The sequence below is a fragment of the Pseudomonas frederiksbergensis genome, from assembly GCF_003732665.1.
GTDB lineage: Bacteria > Pseudomonadota > Gammaproteobacteria > Pseudomonadales > Pseudomonadaceae > Aquipseudomonas > Aquipseudomonas frederiksbergensis_G.
In genome coordinates, this window is record NZ_MOBP01000010.1 from 15,647 (window position 1) to 35,312 (window position 19,666).

The 19,666-nt window shown below is 60.0% G+C and carries 18 protein-coding genes and 3 pseudogenes; 11 read left to right on the forward strand and 10 right to left on the reverse strand.

Annotated features, from left to right (window positions below):
* Entirely contained in the window at positions 1-822 is an 822-nt protein-coding gene (locus BK665_RS16280) for a class I SAM-dependent methyltransferase (RefSeq protein WP_123407185.1), read from the reverse strand.
* 60 nt (positions 823-882) lie between these two features.
* Positions 883-1,320 (reverse strand): GNAT family N-acetyltransferase, encoded by a 438-nt coding sequence (locus BK665_RS16285; RefSeq protein ID WP_123407187.1) that lies wholly within the window; start codon positions 1,318-1,320, stop codon positions 883-885.
* 411 nt (positions 1,321-1,731) lie between these two features.
* On the opposite strand from BK665_RS16285, the gene BK665_RS16290 reads away from it, so the two are divergent.
* The 4 genes from BK665_RS16290 (at position 1,732) to BK665_RS16305 (ending at position 5,398) form a co-directional block, all read left to right on the forward strand.
* A complete protein-coding gene (locus tag BK665_RS16290) occupies positions 1,732-2,673 on the forward strand; it encodes a fatty acid desaturase (protein WP_123407189.1) in 942 nt (313 codons plus the stop codon).
* 136 nt (positions 2,674-2,809) lie between these two features.
* Positions 2,810-3,601: a phosphate/phosphite/phosphonate ABC transporter substrate-binding protein gene (locus tag BK665_RS16295; RefSeq protein ID WP_123407191.1), complete on the forward strand. Its 792-nt coding sequence runs from the start codon at positions 2,810-2,812 to the stop codon at positions 3,599-3,601.
* Positions 3,602-3,845: 244 nt separating this feature from the next.
* On the forward strand, positions 3,846-4,388 hold the full coding sequence (locus BK665_RS16300; RefSeq protein ID WP_123407193.1) for a sigma-70 family RNA polymerase sigma factor: 543 nt from the start codon (positions 3,846-3,848) through the stop codon (positions 4,386-4,388).
* On the forward strand, positions 4,385-5,398 hold the full coding sequence (locus tag BK665_RS16305; protein ID WP_123407195.1) for an ABC transporter substrate-binding protein: 1,014 nt from the start codon (positions 4,385-4,387) through the stop codon (positions 5,396-5,398). The genes BK665_RS16300 and BK665_RS16305 overlap by 4 nt, the downstream gene beginning before the upstream one ends.
* 115 nt (positions 5,399-5,513) lie before the next feature.
* Here the strand turns inward: BK665_RS16305 and gstA are convergent, their stop codons facing one another.
* Positions 5,514-6,116, reverse strand: coding sequence for a glutathione transferase GstA (gene gstA / locus BK665_RS16310; protein WP_123407197.1), 603 nt, complete (start codon positions 6,114-6,116; stop codon positions 5,514-5,516).
* A 99-nt stretch (positions 6,117-6,215) separates the two neighbouring features.
* On the opposite strand from gstA, the gene BK665_RS16315 reads away from it, so the two are divergent.
* From BK665_RS16315 to BK665_RS35365, 3 genes and pseudogenes are all read left to right on the forward strand, one after another.
* Positions 6,216-7,088, forward strand: coding sequence for a LysR family transcriptional regulator (locus BK665_RS16315; protein WP_123407199.1), 873 nt, complete (start codon positions 6,216-6,218; stop codon positions 7,086-7,088).
* Between the two features lie 637 nt (positions 7,089-7,725).
* A pseudogene (locus tag BK665_RS35360) lies at positions 7,726-8,397 on the forward strand (PAS domain-containing protein); the annotation flags it as partial.
* A gap of 111 nt (positions 8,398-8,508) precedes the next feature.
* Positions 8,509-8,940, forward strand: a pseudogene (locus BK665_RS35365) (methyl-accepting chemotaxis protein); the annotation flags it as partial.
* 129 nt (positions 8,941-9,069) lie between these two features.
* Here BK665_RS35365 and BK665_RS16325 read toward each other — a convergent pair.
* The 5 genes and pseudogenes from BK665_RS16325 to BK665_RS16345 form a co-directional block, all read right to left on the reverse strand.
* Complete coding sequence (locus BK665_RS16325) at positions 9,070-9,621, reverse strand: hypothetical protein (protein ID WP_123407203.1); 552 nt, start codon at positions 9,619-9,621, stop codon at positions 9,070-9,072.
* Between the two features lie 137 nt (positions 9,622-9,758).
* Complete coding sequence (locus BK665_RS16330) at positions 9,759-11,183, reverse strand: MFS transporter (RefSeq protein ID WP_123407205.1); 1,425 nt, start codon at positions 11,181-11,183, stop codon at positions 9,759-9,761.
* A gap of 125 nt (positions 11,184-11,308) precedes the next feature.
* Positions 11,309-12,049, reverse strand: a complete 741-nt coding sequence (locus BK665_RS16335; protein WP_123407207.1) for an NAD-dependent epimerase/dehydratase family protein — start codon at positions 12,047-12,049, stop codon at positions 11,309-11,311.
* Positions 12,050-12,131: 82 nt separating this feature from the next.
* Positions 12,132-12,764 carry a glutathione S-transferase family protein gene (locus BK665_RS16340; RefSeq protein ID WP_123407208.1) on the reverse strand — a complete coding sequence of 211 codons (633 nt, stop codon included), beginning with the start codon at positions 12,762-12,764 and terminating at the stop codon, positions 12,132-12,134.
* A gap of 42 nt (positions 12,765-12,806) precedes the next feature.
* Positions 12,807-13,034: pseudogene (locus BK665_RS16345) on the reverse strand (PACE efflux transporter); the annotation flags it as partial.
* A 541-nt stretch (positions 13,035-13,575) separates the two neighbouring features.
* Between BK665_RS16345 and BK665_RS16350 the strand changes: the two are divergent.
* A complete protein-coding gene (locus tag BK665_RS16350; protein ID WP_123407210.1) occupies positions 13,576-13,824 on the forward strand; it encodes a DUF6124 family protein in 249 nt (82 codons plus the stop codon).
* A 393-nt stretch (positions 13,825-14,217) separates the two neighbouring features.
* On the opposite strand, the gene gntR is transcribed toward BK665_RS16350, so the two are convergent.
* Positions 14,218-15,249: an HTH-type transcriptional regulator GntR gene (gene gntR / locus BK665_RS16355; RefSeq protein ID WP_123407212.1), complete on the reverse strand. Its 1,032-nt coding sequence runs from the start codon at positions 15,247-15,249 to the stop codon at positions 14,218-14,220.
* Positions 15,250-15,465: 216 nt separating this feature from the next.
* On the opposite strand from gntR, the gene BK665_RS16360 reads away from it, so the two are divergent.
* Both BK665_RS16360 and BK665_RS16365 read left to right on the forward strand, forming a co-directional pair.
* Positions 15,466-15,999, forward strand: coding sequence for a gluconokinase (locus tag BK665_RS16360; protein WP_123407214.1), 534 nt, complete (start codon positions 15,466-15,468; stop codon positions 15,997-15,999).
* A gap of 82 nt (positions 16,000-16,081) precedes the next feature.
* Positions 16,082-17,434, forward strand: coding sequence for a GntP family permease (locus BK665_RS16365; RefSeq protein WP_123407216.1), 1,353 nt, complete (start codon positions 16,082-16,084; stop codon positions 17,432-17,434).
* Between the two features lie 177 nt (positions 17,435-17,611).
* Here BK665_RS16365 and alaC read toward each other — a convergent pair whose 3' ends face one another.
* A complete protein-coding gene (gene alaC / locus BK665_RS16370; protein ID WP_054044859.1) occupies positions 17,612-18,829 on the reverse strand; it encodes an alanine transaminase in 1,218 nt (405 codons plus the stop codon).
* Positions 18,830-18,968: 139 nt separating this feature from the next.
* On the opposite strand from alaC, the gene BK665_RS16375 reads away from it, so the two are divergent.
* Positions 18,969-19,631 carry a LysE family translocator gene (locus BK665_RS16375; protein ID WP_123407218.1) on the forward strand — a complete coding sequence of 221 codons (663 nt, stop codon included), beginning with the start codon at positions 18,969-18,971 and terminating at the stop codon, positions 19,629-19,631.
* The last annotated feature ends 35 nt before the right edge of the window (positions 19,632-19,666 follow it).

Genomic DNA, 19,666 nt, shown 5'->3' on the forward strand with positions numbered 1-19,666 from the left:
TTACTTCAATGGTTTAACAAACCGCAACGTCATCCGGTCCGACTCGCCAATCGCCACATACTTGGCCTTGTCCTTCTCCCCCAACGTCAACGCCGGCGGCAAGGTCCAGACGCCTTCCGGGTAGTCCTTGGTGTCCTTCGGATTGGCATTGATCTCGCTTTTCTCCTCAAGCTTGAACCCCGCGTCGGTCGCCAGTTTCACCACGTAGGCGGTGGTCAGGTAGCCGCTGTGCTTGATGTCGTCCAGCGACGCGCCATCCTTGGCCCGGTGATCCACCACACCGAGCACACCGCCCGGTTTCAGCACCTTGAAGAACGACTCGAACATCACCGGTGCTGTGTCCGCCAGCACCCAATTGTGCACGTTGCGAAAGGTCAACACCGTGTCGGCGGAACCGGGTTTTCCCAGTACCGGGGCCTTGGGATCGAACTCGGCGACTTGGGCCTTGGCGTATTGGGCCGGGGAGGCGGCGAATTTGGCCTTGAGGGTTTCTTCATTTTTGCGTGCGTAGTCACTGACGGTTGGCGCCTGCACGGCGGCGATGTACTGACCGTGATCCTTGAGCAGCGGCGCCAGCAGTTCGCTGTACCAACCGCTGCCGGGGGTGATTTCGATGACAGTCTGGTTCGGCCGCAGACCGAAGAATTGCAACGTCTGCTGCGGATGCCGGTAGACGTCGCGCACCACGTTCTGCGGCGCGCGCCAGGTGCCCTTGAGCACCTCGGCGTATTGCTCGGCGGAGACGGGTTTGGTGTCGGCGGCGTGGGCCAGAACCGGGGCGAGCAGGGCGGTCAGGGTCAAAGCGAGTAGGGCAGGTTTCATGGAGCATCCTGGCGAAGTCGAAGTCGACCCCGAGGCTAGCACGCAGCCCTCGATGGCCGATCACACATTATTGCTGGACGACCTCACCAACGGTTCTAAGCCCATGGCGATCATCGGTTTGCTGCGGGCGTAGCGGGTCAGGCGCTCGACCATGGCGTAGGGCATTTGTGGATCAAACGTAAAACCCCGGCGCTCGTAAAAACCGCGCAAATCCGGATGGCAGTACAACCAGACCGGGCTGTCGAGGCCCTTGACCGCTTCGGCGATCAACGCGGCGGCGATGCCTTGTTCACGACACGCCGGATCGACGAACAACCCCGTCAACCAATGGCCGCCCGCTACCGGTCGCAAACACAAGGCCGCGACAATCTCCCCGCGCCGGGCCACCCACAGTCGGGCCTCGCGCACGGCTTTCATCGGCGATTGGTGGGCGCGGTAAAACTTGTTCATCAACGGCCAGAGCGGCTCGTCGAGCAGGGTGTATTGAGTGTCTGGCATGGGCGTTGGCTGTCGTTTGGCAGGGTGGGCGATTATAAAAGAACGCGAGCGCCGCGATAGGTGTATACCTGACTTCACATCCCGTATGAGTGGAGTACGTATCATGGCCAAAGGCATGGATTCAAAGAAAGCAGCGAAGAAAAAACCGGCCAAAACCGCCGATGAAAAGCGCGCGGACAAGAAGGCCAAGAAGGTGGATGTGTTCGGGCACTAAAAGCCAAGTCACCCTGCTGATCGTTCCCACGCTCTGCGTGGGAATGCCTCTAGGGACGCTCCGCGTCCAGTGACGCGGAGCGTCACGGGCTGCATTCCCACGCAGAGCGTGGGAACGATCGTTAAACCAAAAAATAATCTGCAAGATTTCCCCCCGCCATTGCACAGAGAGGGATACGTCCCGTTCTGAGCAACGCCATGCCCCATTACTTCGACGCCGCCCATCGAGCAGAAATCGACAACCTGCGCCATCGCCTGACCGCTCGGACCGAGTGGCCGACCTGGCTGTTGCTGATCGGCGTGTACGCAGGTTGGTTGAGTATTGTCCTGAACAGTCATCGCCTGGGTTTGTGGTGGAGCACGGCGTTGCTGATTCCGTTGGTGGTGCTCTGGCTGTCGGTGCAACACGAATTGCTCCACGGCCATCCCACCCGCTGGCTGGCCCTGAACAAATTCCTCGGCTACGCGCCCTTCGCGGTGTGGTTTCCCTACACCCTGTACCGCGACAGTCATTTGCTGCATCACCACGACGAAGACCTGACCATCCCCGGTCGCGACCCGGAAAGCCGTTACCTCACCGCCGAGCACTGGCAGCGCAGCTCCGTGTTCCAGCAAGCCTTGCACTGGCTGAATAAAACCGTGCTCGGGCGCGTGATGATTGGCGCGCCCATGGCGTTGCAAGCCCTGGCCCGCAAAGAACTTCGACGCCTGAAGGCGGGCGAGCGCCAGGCCTGGCTGATGTGGCTGACCCACGGCGCGTTCACCGTGTTGATGCTGGCGTTCATCGCCCATTTCAGCGTGTTGCCGGTGTGGCATTACCTGCTGCTGATCAGCGTACCGGCGCTGTCGATTGCCATGATTCGCTCCTACTATGAACACCGCCCCAACGCCCAGCCCGAGCAACGCACCGTGCTCAATGAAGCCTCTTGGCCGTGGAGCTGGCTGTTTTTGAACAACAACCTGCACCTGGTGCATCACGACTTGCCGGGTTTGCCGTGGTATGACCTGCCCAAGGCCTATCAGGCCCGGCGCGAGCAATGGCTGGCGCGCAGTGGCGGGTTTTTGGTGCAGGGATATGGGACGCTTTGGCGTCAGCATGGGTTGAGGGCAATCGACAGCCCACAACACCCATTTCATTGATTAGCGCAGATCCCCTTGTGGGAGCGGGCTTGCTCGCGAATGCAGTGTTTCAGGCACCCTAGATGTCATTTGACACACCGCCTTCGCGAGCAAGCCCGCTCCCACAGGGGTTCTTTGTTGTAGGGGAGTTTTTGAGATGACCGCACACCTCGCCGAACTACTGATGTACATCGCCCCCGAGCCGATCCGTCTGGCCAACGAACGCTGGCTGACACGAATTCTTGAACGGCTCGGCAGCACCCGCCAAAGCGCCGTCGGCCTGTCGTTGCCACAGCTTTGGCTTTCCCCGGACCTGCTGCTGACCCAAACCTGCGGCTACCCGCTGATGACCCTGCTGCGTGATCAAGTCCGGGTCGTCGGGCGCCCGCGTTATGAATTGCCGGACAGCAACGGCGGCAATCATTGCAGCCTGTTGCTGTGTCGCGCCGACGATCCTCGCCGCAGCTTGCCGGCCTTTCTCGGTAGTCGCGGGGTGATCAATGACGAAGGCTCCAACAGCGGCATGAACCTGTTGCGTCATCGCCTCGCGCCGCTGCACCGCGACGGTCAGTTCTTTGCCAATGTCGGCATCAGTGGCGGCCACCGCGAAAGCCTGCGCTGGTTGCGCGAAGACCTGGCCGACCTGGCCGCCATCGACAGCGTGACCTTCGCCTACCTGGCGCGGCATGCCGAGGAAGAAGTGGCCGGTTTGCGCGTGGTTGCCCGCAGTGCGTTTAGCCCGACTTTGCCTTACATCACGGTGGCGAGTGCTACGGATGAGCAGGTCGAAGCGCTTCGGCGGGTGATGAACGAGACCCTGAAAGAATTGCCCGAAGTCGCTGAGGTGCTCGGTCTGCAAGAGGTATTGCCCGCGACGGAAAGCGACTATCAGGTGGTGCTTGATTATCAGCAGGAAGCCGAGGCGTTGGGGTATGGGCGGTTGCGTTAATAGACAGGGATTTTCGTTGCCAGTCAGAACGCTTTCGCGGGCAAGCCTCGCTCCTACAGAATCGATCACCGATCCCGTAGGAGCGAGGCTTGCCCGCGAAAGCAATCGAACTGACGCAACTCATCTAAATGTCTAAATAGAATATAAAAATGCCTTTTAAGTATTATTAAAGAATAAGGCTCCCCGCTAGAATCGCGCCACCGGATCACCGGACATTCAGCGACCCCTAACCCCAGGAGCCCCTATGTCCGGCGCCGACCTTTCCCATCGCAACCACGTCGACGCCTTGTTCCGCGCGCATTACGCCTGGCTGTGCATCCGGTTGCGCCGGCAGTTGGGCGCCAGCGCCAGCGTCGAAGACATCGCCGCCGAAACCTTCACCCAATTGCTCGAATCCCCAGGGCTGACGCCGATCCGCGAGCCCCGCGCCTTGCTGACCACTATCGCCCAACGCTTGATCTATCAGCTCTGGCGCCGTCGCGATCTGGAGCGCGAGCATCTGGAGCAACTGCAACACGCCGATGCCGATCAAGTGCAATCGCCGGAAGTGCTGCTGCAACTGACCCAGGCCCTGCACCGCCTCGACCGCAGCCTCGACCGCTTGCCGGGTAAGGTCCGGGCGACGTTCCTGTTGTCGCGCATCGATGGCCTGACTTACCCGCAAATCGCCGCCGAGCTGGGCATTTCCCAGCGTTCGGTCAGCGTCTACATGACCCGCTCCCAAGCCTTGTGTGCGCAACACAGCGCCAATGAACCCCTAAATAGAACGACCCAGAGGTCCGCATGAGATCGATCAAAACCCTGCTCGGCAGTTCGCTGCTGGCCCTGAGCCTGGTCGCCACCCAGGCGCCCGCCAGTGAAAAAACCGCGCCGATTCACTTCGGCGACATCGCTTGGGAAAGCGGCAGTTTCATCACCGAAGTCCTGCGCCTGATCGTCGAGAAAGGTTACGGCTACCCGACCGACACCTTGCCGGGCAGCACGGTCAGCCTCGAAGCGGCGCTGGCCAAGAACGATATCCAGGTGATCGGCGAAGAGTGGGCCGGGCGCAGTCCGGCGTGGGTCAAGGCCTCGAACGAGGGCAAAGTGTTTGGTCTGGGCGACACGGTCAAAGGCGCCACCGAAGGCTGGTGGGTGCCGGAATACGTGATCAAGGGCGACCCGGAACGCGGCATCAAGCCGTTGGCCCCGGAGCTGAAATCCGTGGCCGATTTGCCGCGCTACAAAGACGTGTTCCGCGACCCGGAAGACCCCAGCCGTGGCCGCTTCCTCAACAGCCCCACCGGTTGGACTTCGGAAATCGTCAACAGCCAGAAACTCAAGGCCTATGACCTGACCGCCGACTACGTGAACTTCCGCACCGGCTCCGGCGCGGCGCTGGATGCCGAGGTCGCGTCGTCGATCCGCCGTGGCAAACCGGTGCTGTTCTACTACTGGTCGCCGACGCCGTTGTTGGGCCGCTTCAAACTGGTGAAACTCGAAGAACCGGCGTTCGATGCCGAAGCCTGGAAGACCCTGGCCGACGCCAACAACCCGCACCCCAAAGGCACCCGTTCGATGCCGGCAAGCCTGGCGATTGGCGTGTCGGCGCCGTTCAAGACCCAGTACCCGGACCTGGTGGCGTTCTTCGAAAAAGTCGATTTGCCGATTGATCTGCTGAACCAGACGTTGGCGCAGATGAGCGAAAAACGCCAGCCACCGCGCCAGGTCGCAGAGGCGTTTTTGCGGGACCAGCCGCAGGTGTGGAAGGGCTGGGTGCCGGGGGACGTCGCGACCAAGGTGAGCGGGAGTTTGTAGGTCTTTTCTGATGTTTTTGTGGTGTTAATTAGATAGCTTTCGCGAGCAAGCCTCGCTCCTACAGGATCGCGCGTTCTGTAGGAGCGAGGCTTGCCCGCGAAGGCGGCCTAACGCCCTACACCAACTCCGCCGCCAACGCCGCTTTCACTGTCGGGCGCTGACCAACCCGCGCCTGAAACCGCGCCAACGCCGGCCACTCCTCCAACTCAATCCCAAACCCCACCGCCCAGCGCAGCACCGTAAACAAATACGCATCCACCACACTGAACCCCTCCGGCATCAAATAATCCTGGCGCTCAAGCGTGCGCACCAACACCGCAAACCGCTTGAACAACTTCGCCTTGATCAACCCCTTTATCTCGTCGGGAAATTGCGCATTGAACAGCCATCCAAGCCCGCCATGAATCTCGGTGGAGACGAAGTTCAGCCATTCCTGCAACCGTACCCGCTCGAAACTGCCGTTTGCCGGCGCCAGGTTCGCTTCAGGCCGCAGGTCTGCCAGGTATTGCAGGATCGCCGGGCCTTCGGTCAATACCTGACCGTTGTCCAGTTGCAGCGCCGCGACGTAGCCCTTGGGGTTGATGGCGAGGAAGTCTTCGCCGGCGGCGGTTTGCTTGGTGCGGTTATCGACACGGATCAATTCGAACGGCAGATCGAGTTCGCGCAACACAATGTGCGGCGCCATCGAACAGGCTTGAGGGGCGTAGTACAACTTCATGGGCAGGGCTCTGGTTGGAGATTTGCGCCAGTGTCATAGTGCGCGCCGGGCTTCGTAAAATTAATCTTCCAGAAAACTGCCATAAGGACAGCTACTGCCATGATGAATCTGATGCACTGGCGCATGGTGGTGGCGGTGGCCGATACCGGCAACATCACCCGGGCGGCTGAGCGGGTCGGCATGACCCAGTCCGGTGCCAGCCAGGCGCTGGCGCTGATCGAAGAAACCCTGGGCGTGCAACTGTTCAGCCGGGAAAACCGCCAGACCCTGCCCACCGCCATCGGCCTGCCGGTGATCGAGCAGGCGCGGACCATGCTTGGCGCGTTGGAGAACATTCGCAGCACCGTCGATACCGCAAAAAACGTCCAGCGCGGCAGCATTCGCCTGGCCAGTTTTCCCATGGTGCTGGCTACGTTCCTGCCGCCACTGTTGCGCCGGTTCAATCGGCTCTACCCCGGCATTCAGGTGGTGGCCCTGGAGGTCAGCGACGATGAAGTGGAAACCCTGCTCGACGCCGGGTTGGTGGACGTCGGCGTGGTATTGAACCCGGCGCCGGAACGTAATGCTGCAGTTTTGGGACGCGATGCCTGGGTGGCGGTGCTGCCCGGCGGCCATCCTTTGGCGCGGGGTGCACACGATGAAGGCCTGAGCCTGGCGCAATTGGTGACGCAACCTTTTGTGCTCGCCACGGGAGGCTGTTCGACCAATGCCCGCAGCCTGGCCGCCGACGCCGGTTTGCAACTGAGCGATATCCGGGTCGAGGTCCGGGAGTGGAGCAGTGCCTTTACCCTGGTGCGGGAAAACATCGGCGTAACCCTGGTGCCAGAAATGACACTGCCGGCCAATCGCCAGGGGTTACGGGTGGTTCCGATTACACCGCAAATCATTCGCGAGTTTGCCTTGGTCACGGGAACCCGAGAGGCACCTTCGGTCGCCGTACAAGCACTGCTGGGCATGCTCGCGGATCAATGATCGGCAGGTGACGCTGAACCGATTTTGTGCTGATTTCTGGCCGACTAATGGCATTGCGCCCGTCATTTCACTGGCTATGCTCACTCATGACTCTCTATTTCAGTCACGAAAATGAATGGTTCGTGACCGAGTGGTGAGCCCCCGTGAAACACGCCGCAGAGTGCGCAACCCAAGGCACCGACACTGAACAACAAGGAGCCGTCCGGTAAATGGAGTTACTTAACAAAACGTTAGGGTTGGCCCGACCGGGCTATCAAGAGAAGGATGTCTTGATAAGAGCGTCGCTGCATGGACACTCCGATTGAACATCATTTATCACCTGACAAATCCTGCCCTTGGCGGGATGCGTGTGCCTGTTCCGTGGAACGTAGTGGTGGATCTGGAATGACCGAGAACTTTCTCCCGGCATTTCCCCTGTAGGAGCAAAGCGTGCTCGCGATAGCGCCGAACCTGACACACCGCGTCATCGTCCATCGCGGGCAAGTCTTGCTCCTGCATCAATCAAAAAGACCGCGCTAAAGGTGATAGAACCATGTTTAACCTACATCACAAGGCAGACCTGCTTGAGATCGAGCGCTTCAACGGTGCGTTGAGCGAGGCCAACGCCAAGTTGGCGGCGGTCGGTCGTTCGATGGCGATGATCGAGTTCAGCCCTGACGGCATCGTGCTCGACGCCAATGACAACTTCTGCGCCGCCATGGGCTACAGCGCCGAAGAAGTGCGCGGCAAACATCACCGGATCTTCTGTGAAGAAGCGTTCTATCGCAGCGAGGAATACGCCAAGTTGTGGCGTGACCTGGCCCGTGGCGAACCGATCAGCGGCACTTTCCTGCGCTTGAACAAGGCCGGTCGCGAGGTGTGGCTGGAAGCCAGCTACATGCCGGTGTTCGGGCCGGATCGCCAGGTGAAAAGTGTGATGAAAATCGCCTCGGACATCTCCGCTCGGGTCCACAAAGAGCACGAAGAGGAAAGCATGCTCGCGGCCATCGGGCGTTCCATGGCGGTGATCGAATTCACCCCGGACGGCCGGGTGATTACCGCCAACGAGAACTTTTTGAAAACCATGCATTACTCGCTCAACGAAGTGATCGGCCAGCATCACAGCCTGTTCTGTCATCGCGCTGAAGCTGAGTCGCCGCAGTACAAGGCGTTCTGGGCCTCACTCAATCGCGGCGAATATCACTCGCACCGTTTTGAGCGCAAAGATAAGTACGGTCATACGGTGTTTCTGGAAGCGTCCTACAACCCGTTGTTCGACAGCAAGGGCCGGTTGTACAAAGTGGTGAAGTTCGCCAGCGACATCACCCAGCAAGTCACCACCCTGCAGACCGCCGCGGAATCGGCCCACAGCACCTCGGTACAAAACGACGCCTGTGCGCAGAAAGGCTCCCAGGTGGTTCAGCAAACGGTGCAGATCATCCAGGACATTTCCCGCGACCTCAACGAAGCGGCGCTGAGTATCGACGCAGTGAGCAAACAGTCGGACATCATCGGCACCATCGTCCAGACCATTCGCGGTATCGCCGACCAGACCAACCTGCTGGCACTCAACGCCGCCATCGAAGCGGCTCGGGCCGGGGAGCATGGGCGTGGTTTTGCCGTGGTGGCGGATGAAGTGCGCAGCCTCGCGGCACGCACCAGCCAGGCGACGCTGGAAATCGTTGATGTGGTGCGCAGGAACCATGACCTGTCGCTGAGTGCGGTGTCGAGCATGCAGTCGAGTTTGAGCCGCACCGGGTTAGGCGTGGAACTGGCGAACGAGGCGGGGGAGGTGATTCTGGAGATTCAGCAGGGATCGCGGCATGTGGTGGATGCGATCAGCCAGTTCAACTCAACCCTGCAACTGAATTGATACCCGCATCACCACAACCCAATGTGGGAGCGGGCTTGCTCGCGAAGAGGCCAATACATTCAACATCTCGGTTGACTGACACGACGCCTTCGCGAGCAAGCCCGCTCCCACAGGTGTTATGCGTTGGGCTTAGAGCGAAGCCAGGAACTTATCCACCACTTGCGGCCCATCAGGCTTTTCAGTGCTGCCATTTTCCTTGTCAGCCTGGGCCAGTTTCATCTTGTCCTGGAGACGCTCGGCGATCTCTTTGCCGATGGCCAATTGTTGCGCCGGTGGCATGGCTTGCAACTGGTCTTCGGTAATACCCATCTCTTTCAGAATACTATCGCGCAGCCGCTGCTCCGGCGTTTTGCTCATGTAGTCCTTGAAGTCGGTCATCGCGGCGCTGTCGGTGGACTTGGCCTTGTTATCGTCCGGCACGGAGGCTTGCAGGCCCACGCGGGTTTTCGCGAACGCTTCGTCAACGTTGTCGCTGATGGTGCTGGCCGAGTTGACTTGCTGGGTGGCGGCGTTCAGGCCGGAGGACTGCGCGTTGGTGCTGTCCTGCTTGATTTGCGCCACGGTGTTTTGCGCGTTCTGGATCAAACCACTGTACAGCGCGCTCGCGGCGGCCGTGGTCGGGTCCATGTCCGTGCGCTGGGTCTTTTGAACGATGGAAGCTTGATGGGCACTGACCAACATGATGGATAAACCTGTAGGTAATTGCTGTTGAGTCTGTAGGAGCAATTAGCGTGCCGCTGCTGAAAGCCCCTATTTACGGGGCGATTCAACAGTGGCAGCGGTCAGATATTGCCGCTGGGCGGCAGACGGCAACCGCTTCAGCGGTGGGCAATGTTTTCCAGCGCAAGGTTGCGGGTTCTTGGCCCGAAGTAACCGATGGTGATCATCACGATCAACATGCTGCTGACAATAAACGCCAACACCCCCGGCGTGCCGAAGTGTTCGAGGAAGATCCCGATCAGCAAACTGCTGAACACCGTCGACAAACGACTGAACGAATAACAGAAACCCACGGCCCGGGCGCGGATGTTGGTGGGGAACAATTCGCTCTGGTAGGAGTGGTAGGCGAAGCTCAGCCAGGCGTTGCAGAAGGTGATCATCACCCCGCAGACGATCAAACCGACTGCGCTGGTTTGCAGGGCGAACAGCGTGCCGAAGGTCATGGCGCCGAGGGCCGAGCCGACAATCTGCCACTTGTTCTCGAAGCGGTTGGCGAACTTCACAAACAGCAACGGCCCCAGCGGATAGGCGAGGGTGATGATGAAGGCGTACATCAAACTGTGGGTCACGCTCACGCCCTGGCCGGACAATAACGCCGGCAACCAGTTGCCGAAACCGAAGAAGCCGATGGCCTGGAACACATGGAACACGATCAGCATCAACGCCCGGCGGCGATAGGGTGGCTGCCAGATATCGGCGAATCGGCCCTGACCCTGAATGTCCACGGCGGCCAGTTCCGGTTCGTCCAGCGCCTTGCCCTGATCTTTCACGCAACGTGCTTCAATGCTGTCGAGAATCCGGCTCGCCTCATCAAAACGGCCATGTTGCGCCAGCCAGCGCGGCGACTCCGGCAAGCGCGAGCGCAGCCACCAGATAAACAGCGCAAACACCGCGCTGGCCAACACCACCCAACGCCAGCCCGACACCCCGAACGGGTCCTGCGGCACCAGCCACCAGGACATCAACGCCACCGCCGGCACCGATAGGAATTGCACGAAAAACGCAAAGGCAAACGCCGAACTGCGCATGCGTTTGGGCACCAGTTCCGAGAGGTAGGCGTCGATGGTCACCAGCTCGATGCCCAGGCCAATCCCCACCAGAAAACGCATGCAGATAATGCCCAGCGCCGAACTCTGCACACCCATGGCCACGGTGGCGACCGTGTACCAGATCAGCGCAAAGGTGAAAATCGCCCGGCGGCCAAAACGGTCGGCCAAGGGACTCAGCAGACTCGCGCCGAGGAACAATCCGAGAAAAGTTGCCGAAGCAAATGCAGCCTGATCGGAGAAACCGAACACCCCCTGACTGCCGGTGGCGAAGATGCCGTCGCGAATCAGGCCGGGGCTGATGTAGGCGGTCTGGAACAAATCGTAGAGTTCGAAGAACCCCCCAATCGACAGCAGCGCCACCAGTTTCCAGATCGTGGCAACGGCGGGCAGTCGGTCAATGCGAGCGGAAATCTGGGCGGCGCGGACGGGGTCGATACCGTCCGTTTGAACAGCGGCGGGGGAGTGAGCAGGCATGGGCTGATCCAATTCTTGTTGAAGAGGAAGCTTAGCCTGCTATCGGAAATAAATGGTTGCGAATCTTTGCGGTGTTGTGACGAGATTCGCTGAGTTCTTGCCTTAACGGCTCAGGTTTTAAGGGTTTATGGCGCGATCGGTATATCAAACTCCCGAAACGCATCATCCACCGGCAGATAACCCAACACCCGCGTGGTTTCGCTGAGGTCCAGACGCTTGAAGCGGTTATTGGAAATACCGTGGGCGATCAGGTGTTGAACGCCTTCGACTTCCACGGCGCGTTGCAGCAGTTGCACCGCATCCCGAGGGCTGAGCCAGGCGCTCAAGTCCCGGGCGTTGGTCAGTTCGTGGCGGTCCGGGAATTCGAAGGCACCGATGCGAATGGCGATGGTCGAGAGCCCGCGTTTGGCGGCGTAAAACGCGCACAACGCCTCGCCATAACATTTGCTGACGCCATACAGATTGGCCGGCATGACCTGCATGCCCGGGGTGATCTGCCGGTCCACCGGATAGCCTTCGATGGTCTGCGCGCTGCTGGCGAACACCAGCCGTTTGCAACCGGCCGCCACCGCTGCTTCGAACAGGTAAGTGGTGGCCAGAATGTTATTGGGCAACAACTCATCGAAGGTCGCGGTGGCGTGAGGGATGCCGGCCAGGTGGACGATAACGTCGATGCCGTTCAGCACTTCTGCGATGGCCTTGGGATCAGCCATGTCCAGACGCACGAAACGGTGGGGCGTCTCGACGGGGAAGTCGGGTTCGACGCGGTCGGTCAACAGGAAGGTGTAACGGTCCTTCGAGGCTTCGAAAAAAGTTTTGCCGATTCTGCCGCAGGCACCGGTGAGCAGTACGTTGAGTCCGTTCATGTATCTCTCTTTTTTGGGAAGGGGGGGATCCGCTTAATCAGGCCCGCCACAGTTACTCATTGCCAGCTTCATCTCTTTAAGGCTACGGCAACCCATTGCAGCCATGTTTCAGGAAACCAGGACGCTGTGCCAGCCGTTGGAAATATTCATCAACGGCAGGAAAGTCCGGTCGCTCCATCGGCGTCATCAACCAGCGATTGACCGACAGACCGATCACGATATCCGCGAGGCTGAACCGTGGCCCGGCGACATAGGCTTTGGTCGCCGCAAGCTGATGCTCAAGGATGCTCATCTTGTGGTTCCAGTCATTGATGCCGACGGCAATCTGGTGTGGGTCCTGAAACTCGGGGTCTTTACGCACCAGCGCAGTGAACGCGTAGCTCCAGGACCGATTGAGCTCGGTGGCCTGCCAATCCATCCACTGTTCCACCCGTGCGCGGGCCGCAGGTTCAGTGGGCAGCAATTCGTGGTTGTGGTGCTTGCCGGCCAGGTAACGGCAAATCGTATTGGACTCCCATAGCACACCGGCGTCATCGATGATCACCGGCACCTGGGCGTTGGGGTTGAGCCGGGTGAACTCGGGGCTGTGGGTCGAGGCAAAACCGCTGCCCCAATCCTCACGCTCGTAGGCAACGCCCAGTTCCTCACAGGTCCACAGGACTTTTCTGACGTTGATGGACGACGCCTTACCGAGAATCTTCAGTGCATGTTCCATGGAGCTACTCCTTTAGCGAATCGACGCCTCGGGAATCTACCACTAAGCGGGATCCGGCAGCGCCGACGCTGGCAAACCAGACGTGCGATCAAACAACCAGTTGAAGGCGAAGGTGTAGCACGGGATGAAGAGGATCAGGGCCAAGTCCAGCAAGAACGCTTCTACCAGGCTGATGTTCATCCACCAGGCGATCAACGGAATGAGGAACACCATCAAGGTTAGTTGAAAACCCACGGCATGGGCGATGCGCCGCTTCACCGTGCGAGTGCGGGGCAATTTCCCGTTGTCGGTGGTGCAGCCGTTGCAGAAAGGCGCATTGGCCTTCGTCAGCCTTATGTCCGCAGCCTGATCGTTCCCACGCTCTGCGTGGGAATGCCTCAACGGACGCTCCGCGTTCGGCTTTGGATGGGACGCGGAGCGTCCCGGGATGCATTCCCACGCGGAGCGTGGGAACGATCATCAAGTGCGGTGTAGGAGATGGCTGTAGGAAAGCGGTTTCAGCAGGTGTCAAAAGGCTACAGCTTCTTGCTCCATTGCCTACAACTACGCCAGAATCCGCCGGCTTGTGCGTTGGGTGCCCGGAATTTATTGTTCCCGTGTCGCTGCCAATTCAGCGGTCGGGTTTCGCAGCCCGGGTATCTCTAGACGCATAGCGTCCACCGTTCGTGATCCGTTCACGTTATGGCGGCTGTGCGCGGGAGACCTTCGGGTCTACTGGGTTCTAGAGTCCCGGTCTGCGACCCGCGTACGGCTGCCACCCCTTTTCGTTCGCAGCGAATCGTGGCAGCTCCATTACTCTAGGAGCATCACCATGTTCAAACCGACTCCCAACCCTCCGCGCAAAATCAGTCCCATGTTCAGCATCTCGACTGACCTCAACAACGAAACCCTGCTGGCCCACGCCTGCGAATCCCTGGCTTCGGCCAATGTCATGATCAATGACTTCGCGACTTTACTGGACAACCCTCATCGCAACACCGCGCTGGGTATCGCACAGATCATCCTGTCGGCGGAAATGGCGGTGAATCGAGCGCTGGATAACCTCGACCCACAAGACTGACCGGTCGCAGATCGTTCCCACGCTCTGCGTGGGAATGCCTCAACGGACGCTCCGCGTTCGGCTTTGGATGGGACGCGGAGCGTCCCGGGCTGCATTCCCACGCGGAGTGGTCTGCACCCCATCAGTTGTATCCAACTTTTGGGGTGCAGACCAGAGCGTGGGAACGATCAAAATCGAGCGCTGGATAACCTCGACCCACAAGACTGACCACTAAACCGTTGTAGCAGCTGTCGAGCACCGCGAGGCAGCGTTCGGCGGCGTAGCCGTCGCAAAATCAGGCGGTGCGGTGTGTCAGGTAAACCGTAAGTGTAGGGTTTACGACGGCTTCGCCGCCGAACGCTGCCTCGCGGTGCTCGACAGCTGCTACAAAAGGTGTGCTCGGCGCGCTCTACGTCAGGTGCTTTCCCGCACCTTCAGCTCAAACCCCATGTCTTGCACCGGTTTAGCCACGGTGTTGCCCGCCATCAGCGTCAACATCTGCTCCGCAGCCCGCCGTCCGATCGCTTCACGGGGGGTGTTGATGCTGCTCAGGCGCGGGACCATGTGCGCCGAGGCCGGCAGGTCGTTGAAGCCGAGGATCGCCACTTGCTGCGGGATCTTGATCCCGCAACGCATGGCCTCCAGCAGCGCGCCTTGGGCCAGGTCGTCGTTGCCGAAGAAGATCGCATCGACATCGGGATGGCTGGCCAGCAGTTGCAGGAACAGTTCGCCACCCAAACCGACGGAAGACGCACGGGGCGTCAGCACTTCCAGATCCGGGTCGTACAAACCAGCCTTTTGCAGCGCCTTGCGGAAGCCTTCGCCGCGCAACAACGTGCGTTGATCGAGTTGCGCGCCGATATAAGCCAGGCGCTTGCGACCCCGGGACAGCAGGTGTTCGGCAGCCGTTTCGCCAGCGGCCAGTTGGGAGAAGCCGACGCAGTTAACCCCGGCGGCGCTGTCCAGTTCCATCATGTAAACGCAAGGAATGTTGCTCGCCTCGATCATCCGCCGCGAACTCTCGGTGCGGTCGAAACCGGTCAGCAGCAAACCACGCGGCTGATAGGCCATGTAGTTGCGCAGCAGGTTTTCCTCTTCATCCCGGGAGTAGTGGAAGTTGCCGATCAGCACTTCAAAGCCCTTGGGCCGCAGCACTTGATGGATGGCTTCCAGGGTGTCGATGAACAGCAGATTGGACAGCGACGGCACCAGCACCACCACCGAATGGCTCTGGGCCGAGGCCAGGGCGCGGGCGGCGGGGTTGACGACGTAGTTGAGTTCGGCGGCGGCTTTCTGGACTTTTTCCACCAGTTCGGTGGCCACGGTGCTGACCCCGCGCAAAGCCCGGGAAGCGGTGATCGGACTGACGCCGGCCAGGCGTGCGACTTCGTTGAGGGTAGGGCGGCCAGTGGTGCGTGTATTTTTATCGTTTTTAGGGGTGGTCATCGGGGCGGCTTGCCAAACAAAATTCAAGGCACTAAGGTAGCGCTGTCCCGAAGCAGCTGCAAATGCGTGAGCGAGTTTTGCCTGAACCTCGCTTTTTGGCATTGGGAGCGAACATGCTGCAACCCACAAAAATGACAAGAAGGCGTCGGCAACTTCTACTTTTGATCCAGTGTCATAACTTGCAAAGGTAGCGCTGTCTGCGCGCTGAGGTGTTTCATGAATCATCCCATCACCGCCCTGGTCATCATGGGCGTTGCCGGTTGTGGCAAGACTTGCGTCAGCGAGGCCTTGTGCCAGCTCAGCGGCGCGACTGCCATTGAAGGCGACACTTTCCACCCTGCCGCCAATATCGAAAAGATGAGCGCGGGTATCCCCCTGAACGACGAAGACCGTGCCGGCTGGCTCGACAGCCTGTGCGACGAACTGCGCCGCGTCGATGCCAAGGGCGAACGCCCGGTGCTGACCTGCTCGGCCCTCAAACACAGTTATCGCGAAGTGCTGCGCAGTGCCTTGCCGGGCCTGGGCTTCGTGTTCCTTGAGCTGACCCCGGAAGTCGCCGCCGAACGTGTGTCCCACCGTCCCGGCCACTTCATGCCATCGACCTTGATCGACAGCCAGTTCGCCACCCTTGAATCCCCTGTTGGCGAGCCGTTGACCCTGGCGCTGGATGCTTCGAACCATAGCGTCGAGCAATTGGCCAGGCAGGCGCATGTCTGGTGGCTTGAACACGGTTTGAAACTCGCGGTATGAGTTTTCCTCGAAGAGATAGCGCTGTCCTTATGCCTTGCGAATTACCCGCTTTAATAACAACAACAATCAGGAGACACCCCTAATGTTTGGCATGTCCCACGAGTCGTTCCTGCTGCTCGATGCAGTGGTTACCGTGATCGGACTTATTGTCCTGATCACCAAGTTCAAATTGCACCCGTTCATTGCCCTGATCATCGCCGCCGGCTTCCTTGGCCTGACCTCCGGCATGCCGGTGGGCACCATTCTCAAAGCGTTCCAGGACGGCTTTGGTGGTGTGCTCGGTTTTGTCGGGATCATCCTCGCGCTGGGCACCATGCTCGGCAAAATGATGGCCGAGTCGGGCGGGGCGGATCAGATTGCCCAGACCCTGATTCGCGCGTTCGGCAAAGAGCGCGTGCAATGGGCGATGATGTTCGCGGCGTTCCTGGTCGGCATTCCGCTGTTCTTTGAAATCGGCTTTGTGCTGCTGATCCCGTTGGTGTTCATCGTCGCCCGGCGCACCGGCGTGTCGATCATCAAGATCGGTATCCCGCTGCTGGCCGGTCTGTCGGCGGTACACGGCCTGGTGCCACCGCACCCGGGCCCGTTGCTGGCCATCGGCGTGTTCGGTGCCGACATCGGTAAAACCATTCTGTACGGCCTGATCGTTGCGCTGCCGACCGCCATCATTGCCGGTCCGATCTTCGGTACGTTCATCGCCAAATACATCCCGGGCCATGCCAACCAGGAACTGGTGGATCAACTGGCCCGCGAGCCGCAATCCGCCACGTTGCCGAGTTTCGCCATCACCCTGATCACTGTGCTGTTGCCGGTGTTCCTGATGTTGCTCAAGACCTTTGCCGACGTCGCGCTGCCGGACGGGCACTTCTTCCGCAGCTGGATGGACCTGATCGGTCACCCGATTTCGGCGCTGCTGCTGGCATTGCTGTTGTCGCTGTACACCTTTGGCCATCGCCAGGGCATCGGTTCGAAACAGATTCTGAAACTGCTGGATTCGAGCCTTGCGCCGACCGCCGCGATCATCCTGATCATCGGTGCCGGTGGTGGCTTCAAGCAGATGCTGGTGACCAGCGGCGTGGGTGACGTGATCGGCCACATGGCGGTGAACGCACAGATCTCGCCGATCCTGCTGGCCTGGCTGGTGGCGGCGGTGATTCGTGTGGCCACCGGTTCGGCGACCGTGGCGACCATTACTGGCGCAGGCATCGTGGTGCCGGTGGTGGGGATGATTCCGGGTGTGAACCGTGAGCTGCTGGTGCTGGCCACCGGTGCTGGTTCGCTGGTGTTGTCCCACGTCAACGACGCCGGTTTCTGGCTGGTGAAGCAGTACTTCAACATGACCGTGGCCGAAACCTTCAAGACCTGGACGGCGATGGAAACCATCCTGTCCGTGGTCGCGTTGGGCTTTATCCTGCTGCTGTCGCTGTTCGTCTAATCGCCTCACACCGATCGTTCCCACGCTCTGCGTGGGAATGCCGCCATGGACGCTCCGCGTCCCCTGTGACGCGGAGCGTCACGGGATGCATTCCCACGCGGAGCGTGGGAACGATCGGGTAGCGATCAGGTACAAAAAAACCGCAGCGATGCGGTTTTTTTGTGGGTGTTTAATGGGTCAGGCGCTGGTTTTGGTGACCAATCCATCCGCCCTGAACATCCCGCGAATCCCACGCACGGCCTGACGAATCCGATCCTGGTTTTCGATCAGCGCGAAGCGCACATGATCATCCCCGTATTCCCCGAATCCTACGCCCGGCGAGACGCAAACCTTCGCTTCGGCGAGCATTTTCTTGGCGAACTCCAGCGAGCCCAGGTGCGCATACGCTTCGGGAATCTTCGCCCAGACATACATCGCCGCCTTCGGATTCTCGACCATCCAGCCCAGTTCATGCAGGCCTTTGACCAGCACGTTACGACGCTGCCGATACTGCTCGGCGATGTCTTTCACACACTGCTGATCGCCTTCCAGCGCCGCAATCGCGGCAACTTGCAACGGGGTGAAGGTGCCGTAGTCGTGATAACTCTTGATCCGCGCCAGGGCGTTGACCAGTTCGGCGTTGCCGACCATGAAACCAATGCGCCAGCCGGCCATGTTGTAGCTCTTGGACAGGGTGAAAAACTCCACCGCAATGTCCTTGGCGCCGGGCACTTGCATGATCGACGGGGCTTTCCAGCCGTCGTAGACGATGTCGGCGTAGGCCAGATCGTGCACCACCAAAACGTCGTACTGCTTGGCGAGGGCGATGACGCGCTCGAAGAAGTCCAATTCCACGCATTGCGCGGTCGGGTTCGACGGGAAGCCGAGGATCATCATTTTCGGTTTCGGGATCGAACCGCGAATGGCGCTTTCCAGTTCAGCGAAGAAATCCACGCCCGGAATCAGTGGCACGGAACGCACCTGGGCGCCGGCAATCACGGCACCGTAGATGTGAATCGGGTAGCTGGGGTTCGGCACCAGCACGGTGTCGCCCTGGTCGAGGGTGGCCAGCATCAAGTGCGCCAGGCCTTCCTTGGAACCGATGGTCACAATGGCTTCGGTTTCCGGGTCGATATCGACCGCGTAGCGATCCTTGTACCAGTTGGAAATCGCCCGGCGCAGGCGCGGAATGCCTTTGGATGTCGAATAACCGTGGGTGTCTTCGCGCTGGGCGACGGTCACCAGTTTTTCGACGATGTGCGGCGGGGTCGGGCCATCAGGGTTGCCCATGCTGAAGTCGATGATGTCTTCGCCACGACGACGGGCGGCCATCTTCAGCTCGGCAGTGATGTTGAATACGTAAGGGGGGAGTCGATCTATGCGCGCAAAGCGGCGCGGCGAACCTGGGTTAGCCATTGGTGCCTCGGATAACGTGAGCGCCCGGAACCGTCCGAGCGACGCTGGCCACTGCGGTGGCCTGTGGCGGAATGTAAGGGCTGATGTGGCACACTGTCCAGCGACTATGTAAACAAATTTGTCCGAAGGAAATCGGTTGATGGAATTTAGCAGTGGCTTCTTGCTGAGCCTTTCGCTGTGCCTGGATATCGGCGTGGCCAACATCGCGATGATCACCCTGGCGATGCAACGCGGCTATTTTCAAGGCTTTGCCCTGGGGTTGGGCACATGTGTCGGCGACCTGATCTACGCCGTGCTGGCCCTGGCCGGGATGACCGTTTTGCTGCAATACGAAACCGTGCGCTGGGTCCTGTGGATCGGCGGTTCGGCGCTGTTGCTGTACTTCGCGGCGAAGATGATCTACTCGGCGATCCACCACGAAGCGGTGCTGGCCCAAGGCGCGGAGGTAGGAAACAACTCCCATCGGCGTGAGTTTTTTCGCGGCATCTTCCTCGCCATGTCCTCCCCCAGCGCGATTCTCTGGTTCGCGGCGGTGGGCGGCACCCTGATCGCGCGTTCCGGTGGCGGTGGCGCCCTCAGTTCGGCATTGTTTCTCGGCGGTTTTCTCTGCGCCGGGGTGCTCTGGTGCGTGGCGTTGTGCTTCGCCGCAAGCCACGGTGGCAAGTTGCTGGGGGACAAGCTGCTGCGCTACTCCTACATGGCATCGGCAGCGATCTTCTGCTATTTCGCGGTGTACGTGATTCTATCGGGCTACAACGAGTTCATCGGCAAGGCTGCCGCCGGGCAGGTTCCAGGCCTGTGACTGGGAGAATCGGGCAGGGCTTCTATACTCCCAGC

What these genes read in the sequence shown, in the direction of transcription:
- BK665_RS16360 (WP_123407214.1), top strand. Translation starts at nt 15,466, where the DNA reads ATGAATCATCCCATCACCGCCCTGGTCATCATGGGCGTTGCCGGTTGT.
- BK665_RS16375 (WP_123407218.1), top strand. Translation starts at nt 18,969, where the DNA reads ATGGAATTTAGCAGTGGCTTCTTGCTGAGCCTTTCGCTGTGCCTGGAT.
- gntR (WP_123407212.1), bottom strand. Translation starts at nt 15,249, where the DNA reads ATGACCACCCCTAAAAACGATAAAAATACACGCACCACTGGCCGCCCT.
- BK665_RS16350 (WP_123407210.1), top strand. Translation starts at nt 13,576, where the DNA reads ATGTTCAAACCGACTCCCAACCCTCCGCGCAAAATCAGTCCCATGTTC.
- BK665_RS16330 (WP_123407205.1), bottom strand. Translation starts at nt 11,183, where the DNA reads ATGCCTGCTCACTCCCCCGCCGCTGTTCAAACGGACGGTATCGACCCC.
- BK665_RS16290 (WP_123407189.1), top strand. Translation starts at nt 1,732, where the DNA reads ATGCCCCATTACTTCGACGCCGCCCATCGAGCAGAAATCGACAACCTG.
- BK665_RS16280 (WP_123407185.1), bottom strand. Translation starts at nt 822, where the DNA reads ATGAAACCTGCCCTACTCGCTTTGACCCTGACCGCCCTGCTCGCCCCG.
- alaC (WP_054044859.1), bottom strand. Translation starts at nt 18,829, where the DNA reads ATGGCTAACCCAGGTTCGCCGCGCCGCTTTGCGCGCATAGATCGACTC.
- BK665_RS16315 (WP_123407199.1), top strand. Translation starts at nt 6,216, where the DNA reads ATGATGAATCTGATGCACTGGCGCATGGTGGTGGCGGTGGCCGATACC.
- BK665_RS16365 (WP_123407216.1), top strand. Translation starts at nt 16,082, where the DNA reads ATGTTTGGCATGTCCCACGAGTCGTTCCTGCTGCTCGATGCAGTGGTT.
- BK665_RS16340 (WP_123407208.1), bottom strand. Translation starts at nt 12,764, where the DNA reads ATGGAACATGCACTGAAGATTCTCGGTAAGGCGTCGTCCATCAACGTC.
- BK665_RS16295 (WP_123407191.1), top strand. Translation starts at nt 2,810, where the DNA reads ATGACCGCACACCTCGCCGAACTACTGATGTACATCGCCCCCGAGCCG.
- gstA (WP_123407197.1), bottom strand. Translation starts at nt 6,116, where the DNA reads ATGAAGTTGTACTACGCCCCTCAAGCCTGTTCGATGGCGCCGCACATT.
- BK665_RS16285 (WP_123407187.1), bottom strand. Translation starts at nt 1,320, where the DNA reads ATGCCAGACACTCAATACACCCTGCTCGACGAGCCGCTCTGGCCGTTG.
- BK665_RS16300 (WP_123407193.1), top strand. Translation starts at nt 3,846, where the DNA reads ATGTCCGGCGCCGACCTTTCCCATCGCAACCACGTCGACGCCTTGTTC.
- BK665_RS16305 (WP_123407195.1), top strand. Translation starts at nt 4,385, where the DNA reads ATGAGATCGATCAAAACCCTGCTCGGCAGTTCGCTGCTGGCCCTGAGC.
- BK665_RS16335 (WP_123407207.1), bottom strand. Translation starts at nt 12,049, where the DNA reads ATGAACGGACTCAACGTACTGCTCACCGGTGCCTGCGGCAGAATCGGC.
- BK665_RS16325 (WP_123407203.1), bottom strand. Translation starts at nt 9,621, where the DNA reads ATGTTGGTCAGTGCCCATCAAGCTTCCATCGTTCAAAAGACCCAGCGC.